The following is a 21,748-nucleotide window of genomic DNA, read 5'->3' on the forward strand; positions in this document are numbered from 1 at the left end:
TAGACAGAAAGCGCTTCGCTGCCAATAGACTTGCCTGCCTTGGCCATCTTTGTTGCGCCGCGCACCAAAGTCCGCTTTGGGGGGCTGCACAGTGGCGGCGGAAGTTGGACGCAAACGTCGGCTTTGGGCCGACCTTCGACCTGCCGTGTTGATAACATTTGGCTACTGGACGTGACTTCCTATCGCTTGGCGGGGTTCCCAAATTCTTGGTTTGTTCAGGCCAAAATGCCCGTTACCCGGCCTTTCTTTGGGAACACCTTGTCAAATAATCCAAACAGGTTATGGGAGGTCTGGTCTCGTTTACACCGAGAATGTCGGCGGTTCGATCCCGTCACGACCCACCAGCTCCTCCCTCGTCCTCCGGACAGAACGCCTCCTGCAGCGCGCGGATCAGGATCGCCGTTTCGGGGCTGTCCAGCGCATAGCGGATGTGGCGGCCGTCGCGGCGGGCGCTGACCAGACCTTCGGCGCGCAGGCGCATCAGCTGCTGCGAGACACTGGTCTGGCTCAGGTTCAGCACCCGCGCCACCTCGCCGACCGGGCGGGCGCCATCGGCCAGGAGGCAGAGGATCTCCAGCCGACCCTCATGCGCCAGCACCTTGAGAAAGGCGGCGGCGCGCCCCACGGCCAGCGGCAAGGGCTGCCCGGGGCTCATTCAGCGGCGACCGGCGTGCGGCCTCCGCGGAAGCTGACGTAGATCGCCGGGATCACCAGCACCGTCAGGATGGTGGAGGAGAAGAGCCCGAACAGCAGCGAGATCGCCAGCCCCTGGAAGATCGGATCGGTCAGGATAGTCACCGCGCCGATCATCGCTGCCAAGGCGGTCAGCAGGATCGGCTTGAAGCGGATTGCCCCGGCCTCCAGCAGCACCTCGATCTGCGGCCGCCCGTCGCCCTGCGCATGGCGGATGAAATCCACCAGCAGGATCGAGTTGCGCACGATGATCCCCGCCAGCGCGATGAAGCCGATCATCGACGTGGCCGAGAAGGGCGCGCCGAACAGCCAGTGGCCGATGAGGATGCCGATCAGCGTCAGCGGCACCGGGGTCAGCACCACCAGCGGCAGCTTGAACGAGCCGAACTGTGCTACCACGAGGATATAGATCCCGACCAGCGCCACGCCGAAGGCCGCCCCCATGTCGCGGAAGGTCACCCATGTCACGTCCCATTCGCCATCCCAGAGGAGCGAGGCAGTCGAGGTATCCTGCGGCTGGCCATGCTGCAGGACCGTTGGCTTGTCGAGGTCACCCCAATCGGCGGCGGCGATGGCGCGGGCGACCGCGATCTGGCCGTAGAGCGGCGCCTCGAAGGCACCGGCGAGCTCCGCCGTCACCATCTCGGCGGCCTTGCCATTGTGGCGGAAGATCGGGAAGGAAGTCGTCTCCTCCGTCACCGTCACCACGTCGCCCAGTTCCACCACCGAACGGTCGCCCGGCAGCAGGTTGGCGGGCAGGGGGGTGGCCAGCGCGCGCTCGTCCAGCACCCGGTCGGCCTTGGAGGGGGTGAGGCGGATCGGGATCGGCTCGCGCCCCTCGGAGCGGTGCGAATAGCCGACCGTCCGGCCGCCGTAGAGCAGGCCGATGGTGTCGAAGACATCGGCCTGCTCGATCTTGTGGAAATCGAGATTGGCATCGTCGAGCGTCAGCCGCAGGCGCGGCGCCGGGACGCCGTAACTGTCGTCGACATCGACGATGAAAGGCACCGTCTCGAAGGCCTCGCGCACCTTGCCCGCCACGGCGCGGCGCGTCTCGGGGTCGGGGCCGTAGATCTCGGCCAGAAGTGTCGCCATCACCGGAGGGCCGGGCGGCGGCTCCACCACCTTGACGGCGGCGCCTGCGGGCAGGGGCAGGGCGGCGAGCCGCTCGCGCATCTCCAGCGCGATGGCGTGGCTCTCGCGGCTGCGCTCGGCCTTGGGCGAGAGGTTCACCTGCAGATCGCCCATCTGCGGTTCGGCGCGCAGGTAGTAGTGCCGCACCAGCCCGTTGAAGTTGAAGGGGGCCGCCGTGCCGGCATGCGACTGGATCGCCTCGATCTCGGGGATCGGCGCGAGGATCGCCGCCAGATCGGCCAGCGTCCGGTCGATCTCCTCCACCGAGGTGCCGCGCGGCAGGTCGAGGAGGACGGCAAGCTCCGACTTGTTGTCGAAGGGCAAGAGCTTCACCGTGACGGCCTTGGTGTAGAACAGCACCGTCGACCCCAGGGTCAGCGCCAGCACCGCCACGAGAAACAGCCCGGCGCGGGCGCGCGAGGCAAGCACGGGCCGGGCGACGGCGCGGTAGAGCCGCCCGAGCCTGCCGCCATCCTCGGCGCCATGCGCGGCGGCCCCCTCGGCCTTGCCGACCTTCAGCATGAGCCAGGGCGTGATCATCACCGCCACGAAGAACGAGAACACCATCGCCGCCGAGGCATTGGCCGGGATGGGGCTCATGTAGGGCCCCATCATCCCCGAGACGAAGAGCATCGGCAGCAGGGCCGCGACCACGGTCAGCGTGGCGACGATGGTCGGGTTGCCGACCTCGCCCACCGCATCAATGGCAGCGGCGCGGCGGCTGCGGCCGTCGGCCATGGCCCAGTGCCGGGCGATGTTCTCGATCACCACGATGGCATCGTCGACGAGAATGCCGATGGAGAAGATCAGCGCGAAAAGGCTCACCCGGTTCAGCGTGTAGCCCATCAGCCGGGCGGCGAAGAGCGTGAGCAGGATCGTCACCGGAATGACGATGAGCACCACCACCGCCTCGCGCCAGCCGATGGCGACCCAGACCAGCGCCACGATGGAGAGCGTGGCGAGGCCGAGATGGAACAGCAGTTCATTGGCCTTCTCGTTGGCAGTCTCGCCATAGTCGCGGGTGACATGCACCACCAGCCCCTCGGGGATCAGCGTGCCTTCCAGCCGCTCAACTGCCTGCCGGATTTCCTCGCCGATGGTCACCGCGTTGGCGCCGGGCCGCTTGGCGATGGCCAGCGAGACGGCCGGCACGCGGGAGAAGCCCTCTCCGGCGCGGTCGAGTTGGAACACGCGAGCCTCAGCGGTATCGGTCGCCAGCGTCACCTCGGCCACGTCGCGCAGGTAGACCGGTCGGTCGTCGCGCGTCGTCACCAGAAGATTGCCGATCTCGGTCGGCCCGGTCAGGGTGCTGCCCGCCGAGAGGCCGATCTGCTGCCCGTCCTCGCGCAGGAGCCCGACCGAGAAGCTGCGGTTCGCGCCCTCGACCTTGGCCGACAGCGCCTGCAGCGTCAGCCCGGCCTCGGCCAGCCGTTCGGGGTCGGGGCGGATGCGGATCTCCTCCGGCGTCTCGCCGACAATATAGGTCAGGCCGATGTCGGGCAGGGCGGCGATGGCCACCTGCATCTCATGCGCCACCCGCGTCAGATCGGCGGGTGCCCAGCGGTCGGCAACCTCGGGGCGGGGGGCGAGGGTCAGCACCTTGATCGCCACGTCGTCGATGCCGCGCCCGACGATCAGCGGCTCGGGGATGCCTTCGGGAATGCGGTCGATATTGGCGCGGACCTTCTCGTGCACCCGCACGATGGCTGCATCCGCCGGGGTGCCCACGTCGAAGCGGGCGGTGACCATGGCGCCATCGTCCTTGGTCTGGGAATAGACATGCTCGACCCCGGGGATCGACTTGACGATGGTCTCCAAGGGTTCCGTGACCAGCTTCACCGCATCCTCGGCGCGAAGCCCGTCGGCGCGGATGTGGATGTCGACCATCGGCACCGAGATCTGCGGCTCCTCCTCGCGCGGCAGGGTGACGAGGGCGACGATCCCAAGGAGCACCGCGGCGACGAGGGCGAGCGGGGTGAGCGGCGAGGTGATGAAGCCGTTGGTCAGGGCACCGGCGATGCCGCGCTTGGGGGCAGGGCTCATGGCAGCACGACCGTGTCGCCGCTGCGCAGGCCTGACAGGATCTCGACCATCGGCCCCTCCGCCGTGTCGATCCGAGCGCCGGGCACGACGGCGACCGTGCGGCCCTCGGCACCAATCTGCACCAGATCGAGCCCCGCACTGCGGCGGATCGCGGCTTCCGGCACGGCAAGCGCCTGACGGACGCCCACGGGCACCTGCACCCGGATGCGCTGGCCGATGAAACTGTCCGACAGCCCTTCGACGGCAGCATCCACCGTAATCCGCCCGCCCTCGATCAGCGGATAGATCTTCTCGATCCGCCCCTCGAGCTCCGTCTCGCCCTCGCCGATGGCGATCCGGTCGCCCACCTCGAGATCGCCCGCATGGCGTTCGGGGATGGCCAGCCGCAGGAAGACCGAGCCGCCGGCGATGGTGGCGATCGGCTCGCCCGCCAACACCACCTCTCCGAGCCGGGTCGGCATCGACAGGATGCGCCCGGCGGCAGGTGCGGTGACCGCGCCCTCGTCCATCTGCTGCCGGATCACCGAGCGCGCGGATTGCAGCTCGGCTACCGCGTTGCGGGCGACGCTGAGCTGGGTGCGCACCCGGTCCACCGCCTGCGCCGTGGTCGAGCCGCGCTGCAACAGCGCCTCGCTGCGCCGCAGCTCGGCTTCGGCATTCTCCAGCTCCGACTCTGCCGCCGCCAGCCGCGCCTCGGCCGCAGAGAGCTGCAGCTCCAGCTTGTCGTCGACGATCCGCGCGATCACCTGATCCGCAGTCACCGTATCGCCCTCGGTCACGTCAAGCGCGCGGATGGTGCCGCCGATCCGGCTGCGGGCGGGCACGACGAAGCGGCTCTCGATCTGGCCGAACAGCGCCTTGGTCTCGATCACCTCGACAGGGTGCAGCACCAGCTCGGCGGCGAGGCCGGGGGCGGCGAGGGGCAGCAGGCTCAGCACGAGCGGCAGCAGGCGGCGGGGCGCGCGGGTCATGCGTCAGGCCGCCGAACTGTCGCGCAGGCCGAGCTTGCGGAACAGCGTGGCCGCCGGACAGAAGCCGGTGAAGGCCGACTGGAACAGGTTGGCGCCGACGAAGGCGGTAAGCCCGAGGAACCAGGGCGAGACCGCCCAGGCGAGGGCGAGCGACAGGAGCACCATGAAGCCTGCGAAGGCGGTGACGGCTTGGGATATGGTCATCTGAACTCTCCGGTTGTGGGGGACGGAACGGGAGGCCGCCAGATCGCGCGGAAGGCGAGTCGGGCTCGCGGCAACGATACATGCATTAATTTGAATATCAAAATGCTATAAACTATGTATCCGAGAGGCAGGATTTGGCGCAGCCTCAGCCACGGTGGCGCCCGATCTGAAACAGAGCGAAACGATTGGTGTGGCGACTGTGGCAGATGGGAACCGCAGGGTGTCCTGCGGGTTACAGCTAGCGCAAAGCAGCCCTTGGCCGGGTTGCTAAGCGCATGACGCGGCTTATTCTCTGCGTCACCTGCCCCCGAACGAAGGAATGCCAGATGTGTTTGCCAGTGATGGGCTGCGCCTAAGTGAGTGACGTCGACAAGCCTGCCCCGCCACCCTCGCCCCGCAGGGGAGAGGCCTCGCTGACCGGTGCTCTCACGCTGGCGACGCTGCCAGCGTCGGCCAAGGCCGTGAAGGCCCTCGAGGGCAAGGACAGCATCGATCTTTCCGACGTGACCGAGCTCGACACAGCCGGGGCCTGGCTGATCGCGCAGGCGCGCCAGCGCGCGGCGGCGGGCGGGCGGCCGATCCAGCTCACCGGCATGACCGAGGGCCAGGCGCTCCTGATCGAGACGGTCGAGCAGGCCATGCCCAAGCCCGAGCGCAAGCGCCGCCAGATCCCGGGCCGTCCCGGCGACGGGCTGGAGAACATGGGCAAGACCGTCGCCGCCAAGGCCAAGACCGCATTCAATGCGGTGGGCTTCTTCGGCGTGGTGGTGGCGCATCTTCTGTCGCTCATCATCCATCCGACCCGGCTGCGCGTCACCGCGCTCGTCTACCACATGCAGGACGCTGGCCTGAACGCCGTGCCCATCGTCTCGCTCATGGGGTTTCTCATCGGTATCGTGCTGGCCTTCCAGGGCGCAACGCAGCTCCAGCAGTTCGGCGCCGAGGTCTATGTCGTCGATCTGGTCGCCATCTCGATCCTGCGCGAACTGGGCATCCTGCTGACGGCGATCATCGTTGCCGGTCGCTCGGCCTCGGCCTTCACCGCCGCCATCGGCTCGATGAAGATGCGCGAGGAGATCGACGCCATGCGGGTGCTCGGGCTCGACCCGATCGACCGGCTGGTGGTGCCGCGCGTGCTGGCGCTGGTCTTCCTGCTGCCCGTCCTGGGCTTCATCGCCTGCATGACCGGCCTCATGGGCGGCATGCTCATGGCCTGGATCGAGCTGAACATCACCCCCGGCATGTTCCAGACCCGCCTGCTCGAGGGCACCGACCCGGTGCATGCGATCATCGGTCTGGTGAAGGCGCCGTTCTTTGCCGTGATCATCGCGGTGATTGGCTGCCATCAGGGCATGCAGGTCGAGGGCAATGCCGAATCTCTTGGCCAGCACACCTCGCGCTCGGTGGTGCAGGCCATCTTTCTGGTGATCGTGACCGACGCGCTGTTCTCGATCTTCTTCGCGATCTGGGGGATCTGATGGCCAAGGTCATGGGCGAAAACATCATCGAGGTGCGCGGGCTGAAGAACCAGTTCGGGCCGAACGTCATCCACGAGAACCTCGATCTCGACGTGAAACGCGGCGAGGTGCTCGGCATCGTCGGCGGCTCGGGCACCGGGAAGTCGGTGCTGCTGCGCTCCATCGCCGGGCTGCAGAAGCCCAAGGCGGGCTCGATCAAGGCTTTCGGCGTCGATGTGCTGAAGGCCGACCGCGCCGAGATGGCCGAGGTCGAGAACCGCTGGGGCGTGATGTTCCAGGACGGGGCGCTGTTTTCCTCGCTGACGGTGCGGGAGAATGTCGAGGCACCGATGCGGGCGCGGCTGAAGCTCGACGCCAAGACCCGCTCGGCGCTGGCCGACCTGCGCATCGCCATGGTCGGGCTGCCACCCAAGGCGACCACGCTCTACCCCTCGGAACTGTCGGGCGGCATGCGCAAGCGCGCGGGGCTCGCACGGGCGCTGGCGCTCGATCCCGACATCGTGTTTCTGGACGAACCCACCGCTGGGCTCGACCCGATCGGCGCGTCGGAGTTCGACAAGCTGATCCGGTCGCTGCAGAAGGCGATGGGACTGACGGTGTTCCTGGTCACCCACGACCTCGACACATTGCATGCAACCTGTGACCGCATCGCGGTCTTGGCGGAGAAGAAGGTGCTGGTGACTGGGACGATGGCCGAGATGCTCGACGTGGATCACCCCTGGGTGCGGTCGTATTTCCATGGGCCACGCGCCCATGCCGCGATGGTTGCCGCCGAAGGAGCGAACTGATGGAAACCCGTGCGAGATACATCCTCATCGGTCTCTTCACGCTTCTGGGCGTGATCGCCATGCTGGGCTTCCTGCTCTGGCTCGCCAAGGTGCAGGTGGACCGCAGCTACGAGCAATACGACATCCTCTTTCCCAGCGTCGACGGTCTGGGGCAGGCGAGCCCGGTGCGCTACAACGGCGTCGATGTGGGGCAGGTCCTGTCGATCGGGCTCGACGATCAGGATGCCGCCATGGTCCGGGTGCGGATCGAGATCTTCTCGACGACCCCGGTGCGTGCCGACACCAAGGCGCAGGTCGCCTCGCAGGGCGTGACCGGGGTTTCCTACGTCAGCCTCGCCGGCGGCTCGCCCGAGGCGGAGCGGCTCGAGGTGATCCCGCCGAACGAGGTGCCGGTGATCCCCTCGGAGCGCTCGGCCGTGCAGGCGCTGACGGCCGACGCGCCGGATCTTCTGGCCGAGGCGCTGGCGCTCCTGAAGGACGTCAGCACCTTCACCGGCCCCGAGAACCGCGAGGCGGTGCGGCGCATCCTTGCCAATGCCGACGAATCGATGGCCAACGTGGCGAAGATCACCAAGGACATGGCCTCGGCCAGCGAGGAGCTTTCCGCCTTCACCGCCCGTCTCGACCCGCTCGCCGACGAACTCGAAGAGGTGGCCGAGGCTGCCGAAACGACGATGGCCGAAGCGCGGGGCACCTTCTCGCGTGCCAACACGCTGATCGACGAGCGCGTGCCGCCGATGCTCGACCAGATCGCCGCCGCCGTTCGCGGGATCGAGCAATCGGTGTCGAGCTTCCGCGGTTTCGCAACCAACGGCTTGCCGCAGTTCACCACTCTCGCCAATGATGCGCGGGGGCTGGTCAGCAACCTCAACAGCCTGACGTCCCAGATCTCGCGCGATCCGGCGCGCTTCTTCCTTGGCAACCAGACCCCCGACTACAGGAGATGACCATGACCGTTTTCCCCCGCCTGATCGCTTCGGTCGCTCTTCTGTCGCTCGTGACCGGCTGCGGTGTCGTCTCGCGCGTCTCGGGCGCTTCCGAGCCGCTGAACACCTTCACCCTCGCGCCCGCCACCTACGAGACGGCACCGCGCGGCGGCTCGCTGCATCTGGTGGTGGAAGAGGCGACTTCGGCCGGTGCCGTGGCGAGCGACCGCATCCTGATCAAGCCGAACCGGGTGCAGGCCGCCTATCTGCCCGAATCCCGCTGGTCCGATCCGGCCCCGGTGCTGATCCAGTCGCTGCTCCTCGCCTCGCTGCAGAACGCGGGCGGCTTCCGCCTTGTCGGTCGCACCGGCGCCGGGCTCCAGCCCGACTACACGCTGATGACCGAGCTGCGCGATTTCCAGGCCGACGCGCCGGAAGGGGCAGCGCCGGTGGTCAAGGTCGGCGTCACCCTGACTCTGGTGCGCGAGGCCGATCGCCGGATCGTCGCGACCCGCCAGTTCGACGCCACCTCCACCGCCCCGACCGACGAGACCGGCCCTCTGGTGGGTGCGTTCGACGCCGCCACCAGCGAGGTTCTGCGCGCTGCGGTGACTTGGGTTCAGGCGCAGGCGCGCTGAACGTAGCGGCGTTTACCGCCCCTGAACCGACCCGCGTCGCGCTCGCAAAATCGCCCGTGCCGCCCATGTCGCTTTTGGGCGGCAAGCGGCGGAAATGGGGGACGGGCGCGGGCGCAAACGCGGCATAAGGGCCAAAACTTGTGCGCGGGTTGCGCGATCTGGAGGATATGCGATGAACGAAGTTGCAGGGCGCAGGGCGCGGGGCGGCGGCGGATCGGCGCGGCGGGCGGAGCGGACGGCAGTCAGTCTCGATTCGGCGAAGTTCATCTCGCGCAATATCCCCAACTTCGAGATCCTGAACGACGAAGCGCTGCAGATCATCGAGTGGAACGCCGACACCGTCCTCGAAGAGATCGGCGTCAACTTCCTTGAAAATCCGGCGGCACTCGACCTCTGGCGTGCGGCAGGCGCCGATGTGCGTGGCGAGCGGGTGCATATCCCGCGCGGTCTGGCCCGCAAGCTCTGCGCCACCGCGCCGTCGGCCTTCACCCAATACGCCCGCAACCCGGCCCGCAACGTCGAGATCGGCGGGCGCAACCTCGTCCTCGCCCCGGTCTACGGCCCGCCCTTCGTGCGCGACCGCGAGAAGGGTCGCCGCTATGCCACGATGGAAGACTTCCGCAACTTCGTGAAGCTCGGCTACATGTCGAAATGGCTGCACCACTCCGGCGGCACGGTCTGCGAACCGACCGACGTGCCGGTGAACAAGCGTCACCTCGACATGCTGCACGCCCATATGACGCTGTCGGACAAGCCCTTCATGGGCTCGGTCACCGAGCCGGTGCGGGCCGAGGATTCGGTCGAGATGGCGAAGCTCCTGTTCGGCGCCGATTTCGTCGACCAGAACACGGTGATGACCTCGCTCATCAACATCAACTCGCCCCTCACCTTCGACAGCACGATGATGGGAGCGCTCGAGGTCTATGCCCGCGCCAATCAGGCCGCGATCATCTCGCCCTTCATCGTCGGCGGCGCCATGGCGCCGGTGACGGTGGCAGGCACGCTGACGCAGGTGCTGGCCGAGGTCCTGGCCGGTGTCGCCTACAGCCAGCTCGTGCGCCCCGGCGCGCCGGTGATCTTCGGCGCCTTCGTGACCTCGATCGACATGAACTCCGGCGCGCCCACCTTCGGCACCCCCGAGGCAGCCCATATCACCTATGGGGCGGGCCAGCTCGCCCGGCGTCTGAACCTGCCCTATCGCTCGGGCGGCTCGTTCTGCGGCTCGAAACTGCCCGACGCGCAGGCGGCCTACGAGACGGCGAACTCGCTGAACATGGCGCTGCTGGCCGGCGTGAACTTCATGCTGCATGCCTGCGGCTGGCTCGAGGGCGGTCTGGTCTCCAGCTACGAGAAATTCGTGATGGATGCCGACCAGCTCGGCACGCTGCACCATCTGGCGCAGGGCGTGATCATGGATGCGAACGGGCAGGGGATGGATGCGATCCGCGAGGTGGGCCCCGGCGGCCACTACCTCGGCTGCGCCCATACCCAGGCCAATTTCAAGACCGCCTTCTGGCGCTCCGACCTCCTCGACTACAAGCCCTTCGAGACCTGGGACGAAGAGGGCGCGCGCGACACCGAGACCCTCGCGGCAGAGCGGGTGAAGAAGATGCTCGGCGACTACCAGCAGCCCGCGCTCGACGAGGGCATCGCGGAATCGCTGGCCGATTATGTCGCCCGCAAGAAGGCCTCGGCCCCCGACGCCTTCATCTGAGACAGCACACATCGACAGGACGGGCGCGGTCGCAAGGCCGCGCCCGTTCCGCATTCAGGCGTTGCGCGGCAGCAGCCTGACCTCCGACATCAGCGCGATCAGCAACTCGACATGCCGGGCGATGGAATAGCTGGCCAGCCCCGCCACGCGCTCCGCCTCCATCCGCTCCTCCTCCGATAACAGCCGCTGCATCGTCTGCTCGGGACGCGCGACATCCACCAGCCGCCTCAGGTCGCGCTCGCGCCGGTAGTCGGCCATCCCGAAGCGGGCGGCGCGGATCAAGAGGCGCGGACGGCGCAGATCGGCCAGCAGGGTGCGAACATCGGTCATAGGCGAATCCTCCAGATTGATCTGGACAGGATGCGTCCGTGCAAACGGGCGTTGCGCGCGCGACCGATTCACCGCGCGGAGCTTTCTCATTTGTTTAGGAATTAGAAACAATTATCGGCAAAAGCGCATTCATTAACGGACAGGTAACCAATGTTATCGACGTTTGCAAAGGTCCAGGGCTGGACTTCGCCCCCCGCCGGGGCGGGACGGGATGCATCTATGGAAACCAACCTCGCTCCGCTGACCACCCTGCCGGCATGGCTGCCCGAAGCCGTCCGGCTCTATCTCGACCATACCGAGGAAGGCATGTCGCTGCGGGCGCTGGCCCGGCGCGAGGGCTGCCACGCCTCGACCGTATTGCGCCATGTGCGCCGCTACGAGAACCGCCGCGACGATCCTCTGGTGGACGAGGCGCTGGCGGCCTTCGGGCGCTCGCAGGGCAAGACCGCAGATCCAGCCAGAAAGGACGTCGACGCCATGACCGCTCCCCTCCGCTCTCCGCTTGACCCGCTCACCATCGACGAGGCCACCATCGCCCGCGAGGCCCGCCGCATCCTGCGCCGCCTCGCCGAGCCGCAGGCGGTGCTGGCGGTGGCCGCCGACATGGAAAAGGCCTGCGTGCTGCGCGAGATGCCCGACGGCAAGGCGGCGCGCACGGCGGTGGTGGAGCGGGGCGTGGCGCAAGCCTTCGCGCTGAAGGATTGGATCGCCTGCCGCAAGTCGGGCCGCATCACCACCTACGAGATCACGCCTGCGGGCCGCGCCGCGGTGAAGCGGATGATCGACGAGGAGGACCGCCGCCGTCAGGGCATGGCCGAGGCGCAGACCCCTTTCGCCGACCAGCACCGCGACTGGGCCGAGCGCCACCTGCGCGAGCCGGGCGAGACGCCGCGCCGGATGCGTTACAACCTGGCCGAAAGCCCCGTGGCATCGCTGGGGCGCAGGCGGGACAAGGACGGCAAGCCGTTTCTGGAGAACGAGCTGATCGAGGCCGCCGAGCGGTTGCGCGAGGATTTCGAGCTGGCGCAGATGGGGCCGCGCGTGGCGCAGAACTGGGACAGGTTCCTGACACCCGGCGACCGCGGCGGCTTCCGCACCGATGCCGGTCTGGCCGAGGGGCCGCGCATGGCGCGCGAACGGGTGGCGGCAGCGCTGCGCGATCTGGGGCCCGGTCTGGGCGACATGGTGCTGCGTTGCTGCTGCTTCCTCGAAGGGCTCGAGGTCGCGGAAAAGCGGATGGGCTGGGCGGCGCGCTCTGGCAAGGTGGTGCTGCGCATCGCCCTGCAACGTCTGCGGCGGCATTACGACGAGGCTTACGGCCGCTCCGGCCCGTTGATCGGCTGAGGGCCGAAAAAGGAACGGGCGCCGGTTTCCAGACGCCCGTTCCCCGTGCCGAAAGCTTACTCGGCGGCCTGCCTCGCCCCCGAGAGCGTGGCGCGGGCGGCGCGGATGCCGTCGCCATAGGCCTTGCTGATCTGGTCGAAGTGACCCAGAGCGCGGTCGACGATCTCCTCCGGCACGCCCTGCATCGCCTCGGCGATGTTGCTGTAAAGCCGGGCCCGGCCTTCCGCGCTCAGCACCTTGTCGTGCAGCGCGCGCGGCTGGGAGTAGTCGTCATTGCCGATCCGGTGGTTGTAGCGCGCCGCATCGCCCGAGATGCGCAGCGGCGGTTCGGCCACGGTCGGGTCTTCCTTGGCCGCGCCCGCGACCGAGTTCGGCTCGTAATAGGCATCCACCGCTCCGGTCTTCTGGCCGAAGAAGTTCATGTTGCCGTCCTTGTGGTAGTGATGCACCGGGCATTTCGGCGCGTTCACCGGCAGCGCCTCGTAATGCGTGCCCAGACGGTAGCGATGCGCGTCGGCGTAGGAGAACACCCGCGCCTGCAGCATCTTGTCCGGCGAGAAGCCGATGCCCGGGATCTTGTTCGACGGCGAGAAGGCCGCCTGCTCGATCTGGGCGAAGTAGTTGTCGGCGTTGCGGTTCAGCTCCATCACGCCCACTTCGATCAGCGGGTAGTCGCTGTGCGGCCAGACCTTGGTCAGGTCGAACGGGTTGTAGGGGGTCTTCTCGGCGTCCATTTCCGGCATGACCTGCACGCAGAGCGTCCATTTCGGGAAGTCGCCCGACTCGATCGTGCCGAACAGCGCTTCCTGATAGCCCTCGCGGGTGCGGCCGATCACCTCGGCGCTTTCGGCGTTGGTGAAGTGCTTGTGGCCCTGATGGTTCTTGAAGTGGAACTTCACCCAGAACCGCTCGCCCGCGGCGTTGTAGAACGAATAGGTGTGCGAGCCGAAGCCGTCCATGTGCATGGGCGAGATCGGCAGGCCGCGGTCGGACATCAGGATGGTGACCTGATGCAGCGCCTCGGGGCTCAGCGACCAGAAATCCCACATCGCAGTGGCCGAGCGCAGGTTGGTGCGCGGGTGCCGCTTCTGCGTGTGGATGAAGTCGGGGAACTTGTAGGCGTCGCGCACGAAGAACACGGGGGTGTTGTTGCCCACCACGTCCCAGTTGCCTTCCTCGGTGTAGAACTTCACCGAGAAGCCGCGCACGTCGCGCTCATGGTCCGCCGCACCGGCCTCGCCGGCCACGGTCGAGAAACGCGCGATCAGTTCGGTCTGCTTGCCGACCTGATTGAAGATCTTGGCCGAGGTGTATTTCGTGATGTCATTGGTGACGGTGAAGGTGCCGAAGGCGCCCCAGCCCTTGGCATGCACCACGCGCTCCGGGATGCGCTCGCGGTTCTGATGGGCGAGCTTCTCGATCAGCTGGTAGTCTTCCAGCAGGACCGGGCCGCGCTCTCCGGCGGTCAGGGTGTTCTGGTTGTCGGCGATCGGCGCGCCGGCAGTGGTGGTCAAACGTGTCATGGCAGTGCTCCCTTGCAGCTTTGGCTGTTCTGGCTCGACTTATGCCCGCGTTCTGGAATAAGTTTAAATCGGAAATTATGTGTAACGCGATAAGGTTTGCTGATGGCCCTTACCCTCCGCCAGCTCGGCTATTTTCTCGCCCTCTCCGAGGAGCGCCACTTCGGCAAGGCGGCGGAGCGCGTGCATGTGACGCAACCGGCGCTCTCCATGCAGATCCGCGAGATGGAGGAGACGCTGGGCACGCTCCTGTTCGAGCGAAGCCCGCGCGACATCCGTCTGACCCCGGCGGGACGCGAGGTGGAGACACGGGCGCGCCGCATCCTCGGCGAGGTGTCGGAACTGGAGGCCGTCGCCCGGCAGCAGGGGCTGGTGGGACGGATCAACCTCGGGGTGATTCCCACCGTTGCGCCCTATCTTCTGCCCGAGGTGCTGCCGCTCCTGCGCGCCTCCGACATCACCCGCGACCTGCGGCTGCGCGAGGCGACGACGGATGTTCTTCTGGCGGCACTCGACCGCGGCCAGCTTGATGCCGTGGTCATCGCGGCACCGCCCTCCGCAGCGGGGTTGACGCTGGTCCCGCTCTTCACCGACCGCTTCCTGCTCGCCGGGCGCGGCTCGGTGCTCAGCGGCATCACCGGCGGCGCCGAGACGCTGCGCCCGGTGACGCTCGACCCCGATCAACTGCTGCTGCTCGACGAGGGCCATTGCCTCGCCGATCAGGCGCTGGAGGTCTGCGGCATGACCCGGCGGCAGGCGCGGCTCGATCTGGGCGCCTCGTCGCTGACCACGCTCTGCGGGCTGGTGGGGCAGGGGCTGGGCATGACCTTCCTGCCCGAGATCGCCCTGCGGCAGGAGCAGGCGGCGACGCCCGGCATGGCGGTGATCCGCTTTGCCGAGCCCGAGCCCGCGCGGCAGATCGTGCTGGCGCGGCGGGCGACGAGCTCCGCCTCCGACTGGTTCGACGAATTGGCGGCGCTCTTTGCCAAGGCGGGGCAGGGGCTCACCGCCCATGCCCGCGCCACGATCTGATCAGGCGGCGGCGCCCTGCGCCTCGGCCATCAGCCAGGCCTGCACCGTCTCCGGCGAGGACACGCCGTAGGGGTCTTCGCCATGGTTGTCGCAGAGCCCCGGCTCCTCGAACCAAGCCTCGATCACCCCGTCCCGCACCACGGCGGCATAGCGCCACGAGCGCAGCCCGAAGCCGAGGTTGTCCTTGCGCACCAGCATGCCCACCCGGCGGGTGAACTCGCCCGACCCGTCGGGGATGACCTTCACATTGGTCAGCTCCTGCGCCTTGGCCCACTGGTTCATCACGAAGGCATCGTTCACTGACAGGCAGTAGATCTCGTCCACGCCCAGCGCCTGAAACCCGGCAAAGCCCTGCTCGAAGCCCGGCAGTTGGAAGGTGGAGCAGGTCGGGGTGAAGGCCCCCGGCAGCGCGAAAAGCACCACCCGCTTGCCGCCGAAGTAATCCTCGGTGGTCATGTCCTGCCAGCGGTAGGGGTTGGGCCCGGCGATGCTCTCATCGCGGACGCGGGTGCGGAAGGTGACGGAGGGGAGGCGCGAGCCGGGCAGCATGGGATGATCCTTCTCGAAGGGAACTCGGACAGGGGGCCTCGGCTACCGGACCCGCCGCCGGGGGTCAAGATGCTGCGGTGCGGCGCAGCCATGCTGCACCGCATCCTGCCCAATCGCTGTGCCCCTCCAGCCGGCAATGCCCGCCGGAGCGCCGCGCTGCGGATAACCTCAGGCGCGCAGGCGGCCCGGAGCCTCGCTGCCGATAGGACCGGGCCGGAAGAAGCCCGAGGCATGCGCCAGCCCCGCCACCGCGCCGCCGGCCAGCGGCGCCACGATGAACACCCAGAGATCCGCCAGCGCCTTGCCGCCCACGAAAACCGCAGGCCCGACCGACCGTGCCGGATTGACCGAGACCCCGGTCACGTTGATGCCGACCAGATGGATCCCCGTCAGCGTCAGCCCGATGGCCAGCCCCGCCAGCGCCGTCGAGGCCTGAGACACATGGGAGGCCGTGGCCGCGAGGATCACGCAGACGAAGTGAAAGGTCGCGATCGCCTCGAAGGTCAACGCCGCGGTCAGCGAATACTCCCCGAGATAACCCGGCCCGTAGCCGTTCTGCCCCAGCCCGTTCACCGCCAGCGAATAATCCGCCTTGCCGGAGGCGATCAGATAGATCGCAAGCGCCCCCAGAGTGGCGCCCACCACCTGCGCGCCGACATAGCCCACGAACTCCGACGAGGGCATCCGCCCCGCCATAAGGAAGCCCAGCGACACCGCCGGGTTGAGATGCGCGCCCGAGATGCCGCCCAGGGAATAGGCCGCCGCCACGATGGACAGCCCGAAGGCCAGCGAGATGCCGAGCATCCCGATCTCGGGGCCCATCAGCACCGCCGAGCCGCATCCGAAGAAGACCAAGATGAATGTGCCGAGCAGTTCGGCACCGAGCTTTTTCGTCATGTCCGTCCTCCGCAATTCTCTGTGAAACAGGCCAGGACCGCGCGGAGCAGACGGGAACCGGGCAAACCGGGCTGGTCGTTCCCGCGGCGTAGGCATAGTATGCGGGCAACAGCGACTTTCAGCGATGGGAAAAATCGTGCGCGATCTTAAAATCCCCGACCAGCGCCACCCCGAAAAAGCGCATCGCCTCGACAATGCGCAGCCCAAGAAACCTTCGTGGATCCGGGTGAAGGCGCCCACTTCGGAAGGCTACAAGGAAACCCGCGACATCATCCGGGCCCAGAAGCTGACCACGGTCTGCGAGGAGGCGGGCTGCCCCAACGTGGGCGAGTGCTGGAGCCAGGGCCACGCCACCATGATGATCATGGGCGAGATCTGCACCCGCGGCTGCACCTTCTGCAACGTGGCCACCGGCAAGCCCTCCACGCTCGACGCCTTCGAGCCGGGACGCGTGGCGCATGCCGTGGCGCAGCTCGGCCTCAACCATGTGGTGGTGACCTCGGTCGACCGCGACGATCTCGGCGATGGCGGGGCCGACCATTTCGCCCAGACCATCCGCGCCATCCGTCACCGCGCCCCCGCCACCACCATCGAGGTACTGACGCCCGACTTCCTGAAATGCGCCCCCTCGGCGCTGGAGACGGTCGTGGCCGCGCGTCCCGACGTGTTCAACCACAACCTTGAAACCGTGCCCGGCCTCTACCCCGAGGTGCGGCCCGGCGCGCGCTATTTCCACTCGCTGCGCCTCCTGCAGAAGGTGAAGGAGATCGACCCGTCGGTCTTCACCAAGTCGGGCATCATGGTCGGCCTCGGCGAGGACCGTCAGGGCGTGCTGCAGGTGATGGACGACATGCGCGCGGCGGATGTCGATTTCTTGACCATCGGCCAATATCTTCAGCCGACGCCGAAGCATCACCGCGTCGACCGTTTCGTGACCCCGGAGGAATTCGCCAGCTACGAGAAGGCCGCCTATGGCAAGGGCTTCCTCATGGTTTCGGCCACGCCGCTTACCCGGTCCTCCTATCACGCGGGCGACGACTTCGCCCGGATGCGCGATGCGCGGATGGCCAAGCTCGGCTGATCACTCCACCGCCGGCACCTTCTTGAGATAGGCGGCGATCGCCTCGCGGTCGCTGTCGGGCAGGTGCGAGATGTTGTTCACCACATCCGCCATCTGCCCGCCTGCCGAATCGAAGTCGGGGGTGAAGCCCGAGGACAGGTATTCGGCGATATCCGCCTCCGACCAGTCGAGCCCGCCCGGGGTGATGTTCGGGATCGTCCCCTTGCCCTCGGGGTTCGGCCCGCCAGCCAGCCAAGCGCCGGTCTTGCCGCCCAAGGCATCGCGCGCCGTGTGGCATTCGCTGCAATGCCCCAGCCCCTCGACCAGATAGCGCCCGCGCTCCTCCGCCTCGGTCAGCTCGCCCTCCACCACCCAGTCGGCGCTCTGGTTCAAGAGCTTCCAGCCACCCAGCACGACCCGCTGGTTGAAGGGGAAACCCAGCTCATGCGGCTCGTTGGCGCGGGCCGAGGCGGGCAGGGTGTCGAGAAAGGCCTTGAGGTCGGCCAGGTCCTGCGCCGTTGCATGGACATAGGAGGTATAGGGGAAGGACGGATAATAATGCTCGCCCTCGGGCGAGGTGCCATGCCGCATCGCCGAGTCGAGATCGGCAAGGCTCCAGCCGCCGATGCCATGCTCCGGATCGGGCGAGATGTTCGGCACGACGAAGGTGCCGAAATCAGTGGGCAGCCTGCGCCCTCCCTCTAGCAGCAAGAGCGCCTCGCCACTCGCCCCCTGCGCCGCATGGCATGAGGCGCAGCCTCCCGCCCAGAACACCTGCTCGCCGCGTGCCGCATCGCCCGTAAGCCCGGCCAACTGCGCCGCATCCGACCGCTCGGGCCGCGTCACCACCAGCCCGGTGGCCACCCCGGCCACGACAACCAGCCCAATGCCCAGTATCCAGCGCATCCCCGTCTCCCCGCCGCCCGCCTGCGAAGCATAGGGCCCGCAGCCCTTATGGCCAGTGCCCACCCCGTTTTTCTCCCAGCCTCAGGGCCGGATCATCCGCCCCGTGCCGTTCACCGTCGCCCAGTCGGGCCAGCCGACGAACCGCTCGACCAGCACCAGCAGGGCGCAGAACGCCACAACCGCCAGGACCAGCTTCACCCTCCCCGGCGAGGGCGGATGCCGCAGCCAATGCGCCATCCGCACCAGCCAGAGCGGCCCCATCAGGCGGTCTCGTCGGTAAAACGCACCTTGCCGATATAGGGCAGGTTGCGGTTGCGCTGCGCGAAGTCGATGCCGTAGCCCACCACGAACTCGTCGGGGATCTCGAAGCCGGTCCAGGTCGCGCGGATATCGACCTCGCGCCGCGTCGGCTTGTCGAGCAGCGCGCAGACCTCCAGCCGCCGCGGCTCGCGCGAGCGCAGCAGCCGCACGACATGGCTGAGCGTGAAGCCGGTATCGACGATGTCCTCGACCACCAGCACATCCTTGCCCGCGATCTCGCCGCGCAGATCCTTCAGGATGCGCACCTCGCGGCTCGAGGTCATCGCATCGCCATAGGAGGAGGCCTCGAGGAAATCGACCTCCACCGGCAGATCCAGCTCGCGCACCAGATCGGCGATGAACACGAAAGAGCCGCGCAGCAGCCCCACCACCACCAGCTTGTCGGTGCCCTCATAATAGGCGGTGATCTCTCGGGCGAGGTCTTCGACCCTCGCCGCAATCGACTTCGGCGAAATCATCTGGTCTATGACATAAGGTCTCGTCGGCATGGCCACCCCTTGCGTTGTGCCGACGCTTTACCCAATACCGCCGGGCAAGTCACGCCCGGCCCGGACCGCCTGCAAGGACAGAACGCCAATATGCCGACCCATTCCGAGACCCGCCCGCTGCCCTACACCGCCCAGCAGATGTATGATCTGGTCGCCGATGTGGAGGCCTATCCGCAGTTCCTGCCGTGGAACTCGGCCGCGCGAATCCGTTCGCGCAAGCCGATCCAGGGCGGCGAGGTGATGGAGGCGGATCTGGTGATCTCGTTCAAGGTGTTCCGCGAACGCTTCGGCAGCCGGGTAAAGCTGTTCCCCGAGGCAAAGCGCATCGAAACCGAGTATCTCGACGGCCCGTTCAAATACATGCGCTCGACCTGGGGCTTCAAGGATCTGCCGGACGGGCGCTGCGAGGTGGATTTCTTCGTCGATTTCGAATTCCGCAACGCCATCCTGCAGGGGATCATCGGCGTGGTGTTCAACGAGGCGATGCACCGCATCGTCCGCGCCTTCGAGAAACGCGCGGCGTCGCTCTACGGCCCCGGCCGGGGCTGAGTGGCGGTCACGTCTGCGCGACCCCGTTCAGCGAAGCGCCTCGGCTAGCAGCCGCAACGCATGGGCGACCGTCGCCTGCCGCACGCCCGCCCGTCCCAGCGCGCCGAACTCCACCGTCTCGACCCGGGTGGCCGCGCCGCGCCGGGCCAGCCCGAAGCAGACCCGCCCCTCCGGCTTGAACTCCGACCCGCCCGGCCCGGCGATGCCGGTGACGGCCACCGCCAGCGTCGCCTCCGACCGCGCCAGCGCCCCCTCGGCCATCTCGCGCGCCACCTCCTCCGACACGGCGCCGACCCGCGCCAGCGTTTCGGGCGAGACGCCGAGCATCGCCTGCTTGGCCGCGTTGGAGTAGGTGACGAAGCCGCGGTCGAACACGTCGGACGATCCCGCCACATCGGTCAGCGCCGCCGAGATCATCCCCCCGGTGCAGCTTTCCGCCGTGGCGATCCGCGCCTTCGCCGCCCGGGCGAGGCCCAGGAGGGCAGCGACATCGCTCATATGAAGATCACGTGATAGATCGCCCCGCTGATGATGACGCAGATCCCGGCAAACACCCCCGCCACCAGATCGTCGAGCATCACCCCCAGCGCATCGTGCCGCCGGTCGGCGCGGCCCACCAGCGAGGGTTTCCAGATGTCGAACAGCCGGAAGAACAGGAAGGCCGCGAGCCAGCCGGGATAGGCGGCGATCGCCCAATCCTCCATCCCGCGCGACCAGAAGGCGGCAGCGGGCAAGATCAGCGCCAGCCATTGCCCGGCGACCTCGTCGATCACGAATTCCGACGGGTCGTCGCCGGGCCGGTCGGCCAGCTCCACTGACAGCGCCCAATAGCCGATGCCGGTCACCAGAAGCGTCGCCACCACAAGCGCCGGGAAGCCGAGCAGATGGTCGATCCCGACCCCCAGCAGGATTGCCGCCGCCGAACCCCATGTGCCGGGGCCGGGGCGCAGGAGCCCGACGCCGCCCAGCGTGCAGATCGCCCGCGTCAGCGTCATGCCGACACCAGCGTCGCCGTGGCCGAGGCGGCGATGCCTTCCTCGCGCCCGGTGAAGCCCAGCTGTTCCGTGGTGGTCGCCTTCACCGAGATCCGCTCCATCGCCACGCCCATGATCTCCGCCAGCGCCGCACGCATCGACGCCGCCACCGGCCCGATCTTCGGCCGCTCGCAGATCAGCGTCACGTCGCAATGGGTGAGGGTGAAGCCCCGCTCGGCCACCCGCTGCATCGCATGGCGCAGGAAGATATGCGAGGCGGCGCCCTTCCACTGCATGTCCGACGGCGGGAAATGCACGCCGATGTCGCCCTCGCAGAGCGCGCCATAGATCGCGTCGGTCAGCGCATGCATGCCCACATCGGCATCGGAATGGCCGACCAGCCCCTTGCCATGCGGCACCTTCACGCCGCAGAGCCAGACATGATCGCCCGGCCCGAACTTGTGCACGTCAAAGCCGTTGCCGGTGCGGATATCCATGCCGTTCTCCTTCGCCAGAATCCGTTCCGCGCGCGCGAAATCGCCCGGATAGGTGAGTTTCAGGTTGTCCTCGTCGCCCTCGACGATCACCACGTCAAGCCCCGCCGCGCGGGCGACCTCCACATCGTCCAGCGATCCGCCCGGATGCGCCCGGTGCGCCGCCAGAATGGCCTCGTAGCGGAAGGTCTGCGGCGTCTGCGCCCGCCAGAGCCCCGTGCGGTCCTGCGTGCCCGCCACCGTGCCATCCGCGCCGCGCCACAGCGCATCCGTCACCGGCACGGCGGGGGCCGCACCTTCGGCCCCATCCAGCGCCTTGAGCAACCGCCCGATCAGCGCCTCCGACACCAGAGGCCGCGCCCCGTCATGGATCAGCACCCGCGCCACCCCTTGCCCCGCAAGCGCCTCCAGCGCATTGCGCACCGAGGCATCGCGGCTGGCCCCGCCCTCGACCAGCTCCACCCCGAAGCCTTCGGCCCGGGCGCGGTCGTCGGGATGGATGACCAGAATCACCCGGTCCACCGCTCGCGCTTCCTGAAACGCGGCCAGCGTATGGGCCACCACGGGTCGGCCCGCCAGCCTCTGCCACTGTTTCGGCAGATCGCCTCCGGCCCTTGTGCCACGGCCTGCGGCAACGATGATCGCGGCTGTCGTCATGAGAGTTTCACCCTTTTGCGCAAGGTCTAGGCCAAAGC

23 protein-coding genes are annotated in these 21,748 nt (G+C 67.8%); 9 read left to right on the forward strand and 14 right to left on the reverse strand.

What is annotated here, in order from left to right; translation table 11 throughout:
• Window positions 1-331 precede the first annotated feature (331 nt).
• The 4 genes from AC3A5Z_RS09905 to AC3A5Z_RS09920 are packed head-to-tail and all read right to left on the reverse strand — an operon-like array spanning window position 332 to window position 5,045.
• On the reverse strand, window positions 332-655 hold the full coding sequence (locus tag AC3A5Z_RS09905) for an ArsR/SmtB family transcription factor (protein ID WP_487519189.1): 324 nt from the start codon (window positions 653-655) through the stop codon (window positions 332-334).
• Window positions 652-3,870 carry an efflux RND transporter permease subunit gene (locus AC3A5Z_RS09910; protein ID WP_487519190.1) on the reverse strand — a complete coding sequence of 1,073 codons (3,219 nt, stop codon included), beginning with the start codon at window positions 3,868-3,870 and terminating at the stop codon, window positions 652-654. The genes AC3A5Z_RS09905 and AC3A5Z_RS09910 overlap by 4 nt, the downstream gene beginning before the upstream one ends.
• Window positions 3,867-4,841: an efflux RND transporter periplasmic adaptor subunit gene (locus tag AC3A5Z_RS09915; protein ID WP_487519191.1), complete on the reverse strand. Its 975-nt coding sequence runs from the start codon at window positions 4,839-4,841 to the stop codon at window positions 3,867-3,869. Before AC3A5Z_RS09915 ends, AC3A5Z_RS09910 begins: the two co-directional genes overlap by 4 nt.
• A 3-nt stretch (window positions 4,842-4,844) precedes the next feature.
• Window positions 4,845-5,045: a YgaP family membrane protein gene (locus AC3A5Z_RS09920; RefSeq protein WP_487519192.1), complete on the reverse strand. Its 201-nt coding sequence runs from the start codon at window positions 5,043-5,045 to the stop codon at window positions 4,845-4,847.
• Between the two features lie 356 nt (window positions 5,046-5,401).
• Here AC3A5Z_RS09920 and AC3A5Z_RS09925 point away from each other — a divergent pair, with 356 nt between their 5' ends.
• From AC3A5Z_RS09925 to AC3A5Z_RS09945, 5 genes are all read left to right on the forward strand, one after another.
• On the forward strand, window positions 5,402-6,523 hold the full coding sequence (locus AC3A5Z_RS09925) for an ABC transporter permease (RefSeq protein WP_487519193.1): 1,122 nt from the start codon (window positions 5,402-5,404) through the stop codon (window positions 6,521-6,523).
• Window positions 6,523-7,311 carry an ABC transporter ATP-binding protein gene (locus AC3A5Z_RS09930; RefSeq protein ID WP_487519194.1) on the forward strand — a complete coding sequence of 263 codons (789 nt, stop codon included), beginning with the start codon at window positions 6,523-6,525 and terminating at the stop codon, window positions 7,309-7,311. Before AC3A5Z_RS09925 ends, AC3A5Z_RS09930 begins: the two co-directional genes overlap by 1 nt.
• A complete protein-coding gene (locus tag AC3A5Z_RS09935; protein ID WP_487519195.1) occupies window positions 7,311-8,258 on the forward strand; it encodes an MlaD family protein in 948 nt (315 codons plus the stop codon). Before AC3A5Z_RS09930 ends, AC3A5Z_RS09935 begins: the two co-directional genes overlap by 1 nt.
• 2 nt (window positions 8,259-8,260) lie before the next feature.
• Window positions 8,261-8,875: an ABC-type transport auxiliary lipoprotein family protein gene (locus tag AC3A5Z_RS09940; RefSeq protein ID WP_487519196.1), complete on the forward strand. Its 615-nt coding sequence runs from the start codon at window positions 8,261-8,263 to the stop codon at window positions 8,873-8,875.
• Window positions 8,876-9,047: 172 nt separating this feature from the next.
• Window positions 9,048-10,589, forward strand: a complete 1,542-nt coding sequence (locus AC3A5Z_RS09945; RefSeq protein WP_487519197.1) for a trimethylamine methyltransferase family protein — start codon at window positions 9,048-9,050, stop codon at window positions 10,587-10,589.
• 54 nt (window positions 10,590-10,643) lie between these two features.
• On the opposite strand, the gene AC3A5Z_RS09950 is transcribed toward AC3A5Z_RS09945, so the two are convergent.
• Window positions 10,644-10,919, reverse strand: a complete 276-nt coding sequence (locus AC3A5Z_RS09950) for a DUF6477 family protein (RefSeq protein ID WP_487519198.1) — start codon at window positions 10,917-10,919, stop codon at window positions 10,644-10,646.
• 219 nt (window positions 10,920-11,138) lie between these two features.
• Between AC3A5Z_RS09950 and AC3A5Z_RS09955 the strand changes: the two genes are divergently transcribed.
• Window positions 11,139-12,263: a DUF6456 domain-containing protein gene (locus AC3A5Z_RS09955; RefSeq protein ID WP_487519199.1), complete on the forward strand. Its 1,125-nt coding sequence runs from the start codon at window positions 11,139-11,141 to the stop codon at window positions 12,261-12,263.
• 56 nt (window positions 12,264-12,319) lie between these two features.
• Here AC3A5Z_RS09955 and AC3A5Z_RS09960 read toward each other — a convergent pair whose 3' ends face one another.
• Window positions 12,320-13,786: a catalase gene (locus AC3A5Z_RS09960; RefSeq protein WP_487519200.1), complete on the reverse strand. Its 1,467-nt coding sequence runs from the start codon at window positions 13,784-13,786 to the stop codon at window positions 12,320-12,322.
• 102 nt (window positions 13,787-13,888) lie between these two features.
• On the opposite strand from AC3A5Z_RS09960, the gene AC3A5Z_RS09965 reads away from it, so the two are divergent.
• The gene (locus AC3A5Z_RS09965) at window positions 13,889-14,815 is read left to right on the forward strand and encodes a hydrogen peroxide-inducible genes activator (RefSeq protein WP_487519201.1); all 927 of its coding nucleotides are present in this window, start codon (window positions 13,889-13,891) and stop codon (window positions 14,813-14,815) included.
• On the opposite strand, the gene AC3A5Z_RS09970 is transcribed toward AC3A5Z_RS09965, so the two are convergent.
• A complete protein-coding gene (locus AC3A5Z_RS09970) occupies window positions 14,816-15,364 on the reverse strand; it encodes a redoxin family protein (protein WP_487519202.1) in 549 nt (182 codons plus the stop codon).
• 168 nt (window positions 15,365-15,532) lie between these two features.
• Window positions 15,533-16,357 carry an MIP family channel protein gene (locus tag AC3A5Z_RS09975; RefSeq protein ID WP_487519203.1) on the reverse strand — a complete coding sequence of 275 codons (825 nt, stop codon included), beginning with the start codon at window positions 16,355-16,357 and terminating at the stop codon, window positions 15,533-15,535.
• A gap of 28 nt (window positions 16,358-16,385) precedes the next feature.
• Here AC3A5Z_RS09975 and lipA point away from each other — a divergent pair, with 28 nt between their 5' ends.
• Complete coding sequence (gene lipA, locus AC3A5Z_RS09980) at window positions 16,386-17,342, forward strand: lipoyl synthase (protein WP_487519204.1); 957 nt, start codon at window positions 16,386-16,388, stop codon at window positions 17,340-17,342.
• Here the strand turns inward: lipA and AC3A5Z_RS09985 are convergent, their stop codons facing one another.
• The 3 genes from AC3A5Z_RS09985 to hpt all read right to left on the reverse strand — a co-directional run bounded on the left by AC3A5Z_RS09985 (window position 17,343) and on the right by hpt (window position 19,036).
• On the reverse strand, window positions 17,343-18,227 hold the full coding sequence (locus tag AC3A5Z_RS09985) for a c-type cytochrome (protein ID WP_487519205.1): 885 nt from the start codon (window positions 18,225-18,227) through the stop codon (window positions 17,343-17,345).
• Window positions 18,228-18,308: 81 nt separating this feature from the next.
• Window positions 18,309-18,488, reverse strand: a complete 180-nt coding sequence (locus AC3A5Z_RS09990; protein ID WP_107663354.1) for a hypothetical protein — start codon at window positions 18,486-18,488, stop codon at window positions 18,309-18,311.
• Window positions 18,488-19,036, reverse strand: a complete 549-nt coding sequence (gene hpt, locus AC3A5Z_RS09995; protein ID WP_487519206.1) for a hypoxanthine phosphoribosyltransferase — start codon at window positions 19,034-19,036, stop codon at window positions 18,488-18,490. Before hpt ends, AC3A5Z_RS09990 begins: the two co-directional genes overlap by 1 nt.
• Before the next feature lie 90 nt (window positions 19,037-19,126).
• Here hpt and AC3A5Z_RS10000 point away from each other — a divergent pair, with 90 nt between their 5' ends.
• On the forward strand, window positions 19,127-19,585 hold the full coding sequence (locus AC3A5Z_RS10000) for a type II toxin-antitoxin system RatA family toxin (protein WP_487519207.1): 459 nt from the start codon (window positions 19,127-19,129) through the stop codon (window positions 19,583-19,585).
• A gap of 27 nt (window positions 19,586-19,612) precedes the next feature.
• Here AC3A5Z_RS10000 and AC3A5Z_RS10005 read toward each other — a convergent pair whose 3' ends face one another.
• Genes AC3A5Z_RS10005 through AC3A5Z_RS10015 form a run of 3 tightly spaced genes read right to left on the reverse strand, consistent with a single transcriptional unit; the run spans window position 19,613 to window position 21,710 of the window.
• Entirely contained in the window at window positions 19,613-20,083 is a 471-nt protein-coding gene (locus tag AC3A5Z_RS10005; RefSeq protein WP_487519208.1) for a CinA family protein, read from the reverse strand.
• Window positions 20,080-20,580, reverse strand: coding sequence for a phosphatidylglycerophosphatase A family protein (locus AC3A5Z_RS10010; RefSeq protein WP_487519209.1), 501 nt, complete (start codon window positions 20,578-20,580; stop codon window positions 20,080-20,082). The genes AC3A5Z_RS10005 and AC3A5Z_RS10010 overlap by 4 nt, the downstream gene beginning before the upstream one ends.
• Window positions 20,577-21,710: a bifunctional 2-C-methyl-D-erythritol 4-phosphate cytidylyltransferase/2-C-methyl-D-erythritol 2,4-cyclodiphosphate synthase gene (locus AC3A5Z_RS10015; protein ID WP_487519210.1), complete on the reverse strand. Its 1,134-nt coding sequence runs from the start codon at window positions 21,708-21,710 to the stop codon at window positions 20,577-20,579. Before AC3A5Z_RS10015 ends, AC3A5Z_RS10010 begins: the two co-directional genes overlap by 4 nt.
• Between the last annotated feature and the right edge of the window lie 38 nt (window positions 21,711-21,748).

Source organism: Cereibacter sp. Soil_C_27, assembly GCF_057657095.1.

What these genes read in the sequence shown, in the direction of transcription:
- AC3A5Z_RS09945 (WP_487519197.1), top strand. Translation starts at nt 9,048, where the DNA reads ATGAACGAAGTTGCAGGGCGCAGGGCGCGGGGCGGCGGCGGATCGGCG.
- AC3A5Z_RS10000 (WP_487519207.1), top strand. Translation starts at nt 19,127, where the DNA reads ATGCCGACCCATTCCGAGACCCGCCCGCTGCCCTACACCGCCCAGCAG.
- AC3A5Z_RS09950 (WP_487519198.1), bottom strand. Translation starts at nt 10,919, where the DNA reads ATGACCGATGTTCGCACCCTGCTGGCCGATCTGCGCCGTCCGCGCCTC.
- AC3A5Z_RS09960 (WP_487519200.1), bottom strand. Translation starts at nt 13,786, where the DNA reads ATGACACGTTTGACCACCACTGCCGGCGCGCCGATCGCCGACAACCAG.
- AC3A5Z_RS09915 (WP_487519191.1), bottom strand. Translation starts at nt 4,841, where the DNA reads ATGACCCGCGCGCCCCGCCGCCTGCTGCCGCTCGTGCTGAGCCTGCTG.
- AC3A5Z_RS09930 (WP_487519194.1), top strand. Translation starts at nt 6,523, where the DNA reads ATGGCCAAGGTCATGGGCGAAAACATCATCGAGGTGCGCGGGCTGAAG.
- lipA (WP_487519204.1), top strand. Translation starts at nt 16,386, where the DNA reads ATGGGAAAAATCGTGCGCGATCTTAAAATCCCCGACCAGCGCCACCCC.
- AC3A5Z_RS09975 (WP_487519203.1), bottom strand. Translation starts at nt 16,357, where the DNA reads ATGCCTACGCCGCGGGAACGACCAGCCCGGTTTGCCCGGTTCCCGTCT.
- AC3A5Z_RS10010 (WP_487519209.1), bottom strand. Translation starts at nt 20,580, where the DNA reads ATGACGCTGACGCGGGCGATCTGCACGCTGGGCGGCGTCGGGCTCCTG.
- AC3A5Z_RS10005 (WP_487519208.1), bottom strand. Translation starts at nt 20,083, where the DNA reads ATGAGCGATGTCGCTGCCCTCCTGGGCCTCGCCCGGGCGGCGAAGGCG.
- AC3A5Z_RS09985 (WP_487519205.1), bottom strand. Translation starts at nt 18,227, where the DNA reads ATGCGCTGGATACTGGGCATTGGGCTGGTTGTCGTGGCCGGGGTGGCC.
- AC3A5Z_RS09970 (WP_487519202.1), bottom strand. Translation starts at nt 15,364, where the DNA reads ATGCTGCCCGGCTCGCGCCTCCCCTCCGTCACCTTCCGCACCCGCGTC.
- AC3A5Z_RS09955 (WP_487519199.1), top strand. Translation starts at nt 11,139, where the DNA reads ATGGAAACCAACCTCGCTCCGCTGACCACCCTGCCGGCATGGCTGCCC.
- AC3A5Z_RS09935 (WP_487519195.1), top strand. Translation starts at nt 7,311, where the DNA reads ATGGAAACCCGTGCGAGATACATCCTCATCGGTCTCTTCACGCTTCTG.
- AC3A5Z_RS09905 (WP_487519189.1), bottom strand. Translation starts at nt 655, where the DNA reads ATGAGCCCCGGGCAGCCCTTGCCGCTGGCCGTGGGGCGCGCCGCCGCC.
- AC3A5Z_RS10015 (WP_487519210.1), bottom strand. Translation starts at nt 21,710, where the DNA reads ATGACGACAGCCGCGATCATCGTTGCCGCAGGCCGTGGCACAAGGGCC.
- AC3A5Z_RS09920 (WP_487519192.1), bottom strand. Translation starts at nt 5,045, where the DNA reads ATGACCATATCCCAAGCCGTCACCGCCTTCGCAGGCTTCATGGTGCTC.
- hpt (WP_487519206.1), bottom strand. Translation starts at nt 19,036, where the DNA reads ATGCCGACGAGACCTTATGTCATAGACCAGATGATTTCGCCGAAGTCG.
- AC3A5Z_RS09990 (WP_107663354.1), bottom strand. Translation starts at nt 18,488, where the DNA reads ATGGGGCCGCTCTGGCTGGTGCGGATGGCGCATTGGCTGCGGCATCCG.
- AC3A5Z_RS09910 (WP_487519190.1), bottom strand. Translation starts at nt 3,870, where the DNA reads ATGAGCCCTGCCCCCAAGCGCGGCATCGCCGGTGCCCTGACCAACGGC.
- AC3A5Z_RS09940 (WP_487519196.1), top strand. Translation starts at nt 8,261, where the DNA reads ATGACCGTTTTCCCCCGCCTGATCGCTTCGGTCGCTCTTCTGTCGCTC.
- AC3A5Z_RS09965 (WP_487519201.1), top strand. Translation starts at nt 13,889, where the DNA reads ATGGCCCTTACCCTCCGCCAGCTCGGCTATTTTCTCGCCCTCTCCGAG.